At 60.8% G+C, this 4,813-nt stretch carries 3 protein-coding genes; 1 reads left to right on the top strand and 2 read right to left on the bottom strand.

The window, feature by feature from the left end; genetic code table 11:
- Positions 1–163: 163 nt before the first annotated feature.
- Both ACQRBV_RS08125 and desA read right to left on the bottom strand, forming a co-directional pair.
- Positions 164–1,165, bottom strand: a complete 1,002-nt coding sequence (locus ACQRBV_RS08125) for a sensor domain-containing diguanylate cyclase (protein ID WP_090367590.1) — start codon at positions 1,163–1,165, stop codon at positions 164–166.
- 313 nt (positions 1,166–1,478) lie between these two features.
- Positions 1,479–2,663: a delta-9 fatty acid desaturase DesA gene (gene desA / locus ACQRBV_RS08120; protein WP_060755532.1), complete on the bottom strand. Its 1,185-nt coding sequence runs from the start codon at positions 2,661–2,663 to the stop codon at positions 1,479–1,481.
- Between the two features lie 166 nt (positions 2,664–2,829).
- Between desA and dibA the strand changes: the two genes are divergently transcribed.
- Positions 2,830–4,743: a phosphodiesterase DibA gene (gene dibA / locus ACQRBV_RS08115; RefSeq protein ID WP_411985701.1), complete on the top strand. Its 1,914-nt coding sequence runs from the start codon at positions 2,830–2,832 to the stop codon at positions 4,741–4,743.
- The last annotated feature ends 70 nt before the right edge of the window (positions 4,744–4,813 follow it).

Genomic DNA, 4,813 nt, shown 5'->3' with positions numbered 1-4,813 from the left:
GTCAGCCACGGTTTCTGAACCTGACACACCGCCATCGGGAGCAAGCCCCCTCCCACAATTTATTCATCGTCCGCTTTATCGCTTAACTGACTGGCATTAGGGCTTGCCCCGATAGCGTCGTGTTAGCCAATCATCTGGTGCCTGGCACGCCCTCCGCCGAGCTTCAGCCCGCTACCACGCGGTTCTTGCCCTGGCGTTTGGCTTCGTACATCGCGGCGTCGGCCCGGGCAAACAGGCTGTCCAGGGTCGAGTCGTCTTCGCGCAGGCCGGCCAGGCCCTGGCTGATGGTCACGGTGAACTCACGGCCCTCATAGCTGAAACCCAACGCCTGGATTTCCTTGCCCAGCCGCTCGGCGACCTGCAACGCCATTTCGGGCGCACAACCGGGCAACACCGCGGCGAACTCTTCGCCGCCAATGCGTCCGAACAGATCGCCACGGCGCAATACCCCTCGACCGCTTTCGGCGATGCGCCGCAGTACCTGATCGCCCTCCAGATGGCCGTAGGAGTCGTTGATGTCCTTGAAATCATCAATGTCCAGCAACAGGAAGGCCAGCGGGGTGCCTTGGGCACAGGCGCTGTCGAACGCCTGGTTGGCGCACTCGAAGAAGTGCCGGCGATTGCTGCTCTGGGTCAGCACGTCGGTGGTGGCCAAGCGATGCAGCTCAAGCTCCAACTGCTTTTTTTCGGTGATGTCCTCGGCTATGCCGACCACGATCACCGGCTTGCCCGGCTCGACCTGTTGGTTGATATAGCACTTGTCGCTCAGCCAGCGGATGTGACCGTCGGCGGTGATGATGCGGTACTCGCGGTCTTCCACGGCGCCTTGTTCGAGCACGCGGGCCAGACTTTGTTCGGCGTAGTCGAGGTCTTCGGGGTGGACGCTGTTGCGCCATTCACGGTGGTCGGCCAGCAGCAGGCTGGCGGAGCGACCAAATATCCGTTCATAGGCCGGGCTCACGTAAAGCACGCGGCGGGTTTCCCAATCGATGGACCACAGCACGGCATTCACGCTGACCAGCAGCGAGCTGAGCAGCTGTTCGCGCTCACTCAGCCGCTCGACCTCTCCTTGGGCATGCATCAACGCCAACAGGGTTGATGCCGCAGCCGGGCGGGGGTGTTCGGCCGTCGGGGTATTGGGTGCAAAGGGCTTTTCGTGAACCATCGGCACAACTCTCTCTGGGCACGCTGCCGGCATCGGGCAGCGGTCACTACAAGGGCCACCATGATGGCGAAGTGTTGATTGAGAGAGGGGATTTGCGGTGAAGTTCCATGATCCGGTTGACTAAGAAATGACGTCAGAAACCGGTGGCAAGCCAAACTCAGCGTGCTGTCAAGTCAAGGCGAGCGCTCTACCTTGGGCGATCGAGCTTGCTCGGGTTGGACTGCGCAGCAGTCCCAGCCAAACCAAAGGCTGGGGCCGCTTTGCGGCCCAGCGGGAGCAAGCGCCCTCACCATAGGAGGGCTTTGAGTACCAGTCAGGCCGCTGCAGGGCGCAGCGAATAGGTCTTGAGCTGGTGAGCAAAATCGCGCAGGGATTGAATGCCGCTGGCCTCGGCCTCGTGCACCCATTCCTTGATCGCCGCCAGCATGTCGTGGCCATTGGAACTGGTCTTCACCCAGATCTGCTGCAACGCCAGGCGCTTCTCGTAGATCACGGTCAGCGCGTGGCTGTGCTCCAGCATGTTCTGGATGCGCAGGTGGTGACGGTCATCCAGCAGGCTGGTTTCCCGCGAGAGCAGGCGCTTGGCGCGGTGGAACTGGTGACGCACCGAGTGATCGACCTTCTCCAGCTCCTGCTTGACCAGCGGCCCGATCACCAGCTTGCGGTACTGCGCCATGATCTGGAAGCGGTTGTTGAGGATCGCCATGGCGGTGTCCATGTCCAGGTGGCCCTTGCCCTCGACGCGGTGCGCGATAGGCGCAACGCGCTGCACCTTGGCCAGGCGCAGGAAGCTGAATACCTTGATCCACGCCCAGCCCAGGTCGAACTCCCACTTCTTGACCGACAGCTTGGCCGAGTTGGGGTAGGTATGGTGGTTGTTGTGCAGCTCTTCGCCGCCGACGATGATGCCCCAGGGCACCAGGTTGGTGGCCGCGTCACGGCATTCGAAATTGCGGTAGCCCACGGCATGCCCCAGGCCGTTGATCACACCGGCGGCCCAGAACGGAATCCACATCATCTGGATCGCCCAGATGGTGATACCGATAGTGCCGAACAACAGCAGGTCGATCACGCCCATGATCGCCACGCCCAGCAACGGGTAGGGCGTGTAGATCTTGCGTTCGATCCAGTCGTCCGGGCAGTTCTTGCCGTAGATGCGCAGGGTCTCGGGGTTTTCAGCCTCGGCCCGATACAGCTCGGCACCTTTGCGCAGCACTGTGGACAAACCTTTGATGACCGGGCTGTGCGGGTCGTCGACGGTTTCGCATTTGGCGTGGTGTTTACGGTGGATGGCCGTCCACTCGCGGGTGTTCTGCGCCGTGGTCAGCCACAGCCAGAAGCGGAAGAAGTGTTTCAGGCCGGCATTGAGCTCCAGGGAGCGATGGGCCGAATAACGGTGCAGATAGACGGTGACCCCGACAATGGTCACGTGGGTCATCAACAGCGTGACTGCCACCAGTTGCCAGGCTGACAGGTCAAGAAAACCGTTGTACCACATAGGCTGTATGGCCCTCAGATAAAGAAAAAGACAGCTCACGCATTATCACTAAGCCAACAGAGAAAACCAGCCACCGTTTCAGATAGGAGTGACTGGATGTTTCTTATTCTATAATCCTCAGCCTTTGTAGGGCGATTCTGTTTTTTTGGTAAGGATTACTGAAGATATGCTGTATTCATACCGAGGAGCCCTACGCGTAGGGCTGGTGTACCTGCTGGTTTCCGTTGTGTGGCTCCAGCTCAGCAACCACCTATTGATCAACTTTCTCGATAACCCGTGGGAGTTGGGACGCTGGCTGCAGGCGCGCGGCTACGTGTGGGTGGGCCTCAGTGCGCTGGTGATCTACCTGATCTGTGCGCGCTTTGCGCGTACACACCAGGTGCAGCAGCCCTTGAAGGAGAATCGCGAGCGCCTGCAACAGGCTGCCGCAGTGTTCGATTGCACTCGCGAAGGGGTGCTGGTTACCGACGCTCGGGGGTTGATCGTGCACGTCAACCGCGCCTTCATGGCGATCACCGGCTACAGCGGCGAAGACGTCATGGGCAAGCGGCCGAGCCTGTTCAAATCGGGGCGCCACTCGTCGAATTTCTACCAGCAGATGTTCCAGACCCTGGAGCGCACCGACGAATGGAGCGGTGAAATCTGGAACCGGCGTAAAAGCGGCGAGATTTATCCACAGTGGCAAACCATCCGCGTGATCCGCGATGACCAAGGCAAGGCCACTCACTACGTGGCGGTCTTTTCCGATATCAGCGCCATCAAGGATTCCGAGCACGAACTGGCCCGCCTGGCCCATCATGACCCGCTGACCGACTTGCCCAACCGCCTGCTCTTCAGCGACCGTGCCCACCAGGCATTGACCTCGGCGCAAGTGCATAAACGTGGCTGTGCGTTGCTGTTGATGGACCTGGACCACTTCAAGATCATCAACGACAGCCTCGGCCACACCACCGGCGACCAGTTGCTCAAGGCGGTGGGGGAGCGCTTGAAAGGCCTGTTCGGCCCCGGCGTCACGCTGGCGCGCCTGGGTGGGGACGAGTTCGCCGTGTTGGTGGAAAGTTGTCCACAGGTGGTTCAGGCGGCTGCATTGGCCCAGAGAATGCTCGATGCGATGCAAGAGCCGTTCGTGTTTGACGGCAACCAGCTGTTTATCAGTGCCAGCATCGGTATCAGCCTGTTTCCCAGCGATGCCCTCAGCGCCGAACAGCTGCTGCGCAATGCCGACTCGGCCTTGTTCAAGGCCAAGAGCGCCGGGCGCGAAGGTTACGCGCTGTACACCGAAGAACTCACCGCCCATGCCCAGCATCGGGTGGAAATCGCCGGTGAATTGCGCCGCGCCCTTGAGCAGCAAGAGCTGCGTGTCTACTACCAACCCGTGCATGACCTGCAAGACAGCCGCCTGATCGGTGTCGAAGCCTTGGTGCGCTGGCAGCATCCGGAGCGTGGCCTGGTGCCGCCGGGCGAATTTATCCCCATCGCCGAGCGCACCGGGCTGATTGCCGACATTGATGCCTGGGTGATGCACGAAGCCTGTCGCCAGATGTGCCAATGGCTGGCTGAAGGCGCGCCGCTGAGTTTTATCGCGGTCAACGTGTCCAGCCGTTTGTTTGCCCGACGCGAACTGTACGAACAAGTTGCCCAGGTCCTGCACAGTACTGGCCTGGCGCCGGCGTTCCTGGAGCTGGAAGTCACGGAAAGTGCTGTGATGGATGACCCTGAAGTCGCCCTGGAGCAACTGCACCGCCTGCGTGAACTGGGCTTGCGCCTGGCCATCGATGATTTTGGCACCGGCTATTCCTCGCTGCTGCGCCTCAAGCGCCTGCCGGTGCAGAAGCTCAAGATCGACCAAGGCTTTGTCGCCGGGTTGCCGTGGGATGAAGACGATGCGGCCATTGTGCGCGTGGTGATCGCCCTGGCGAAAAGCATGGGCATGCAAGTGCATGCCGAAGGGATTGAGCAGGTGGAGCAGGCAAGGTTTCTGTTGGAGCAGGAATGCGATATGGGCCAGGGGTATTGGTTTGGGCGGCCCATGCCGGCGGCGGAAATCGACTGGTCCCGGGCGCCTGCGATCCGCCCTTGAAGATGGCCAAGTGTGGGAGGGGGCTTGCTCCCGATAGCGGTGGTTCAGCCAAGAGTTTCCAACCTGACGC

It is taken from the genome of Pseudomonas sp. R11F (assembly GCF_050312575.1).
GTDB lineage: Bacteria > Pseudomonadota > Gammaproteobacteria > Pseudomonadales > Pseudomonadaceae > Aquipseudomonas > Aquipseudomonas palleroniana.
This window is presented reverse-complemented; position numbering and strand designations above follow the sequence as displayed.

Bases quoted from the DNA above. Each gene is read 5' to 3' on its own strand.
- dibA (WP_411985701.1), top strand. From the start codon at position 2,830: ATGCTGTATTCATACCGAGGAGCCCTACGCGTAGGGCTGGTGTACCTG.
- desA (WP_060755532.1), bottom strand. From the start codon at position 2,663: ATGTGGTACAACGGTTTTCTTGACCTGTCAGCCTGGCAACTGGTGGCA.
- ACQRBV_RS08125 (WP_090367590.1), bottom strand. From the start codon at position 1,165: ATGGTTCACGAAAAGCCCTTTGCACCCAATACCCCGACGGCCGAACAC.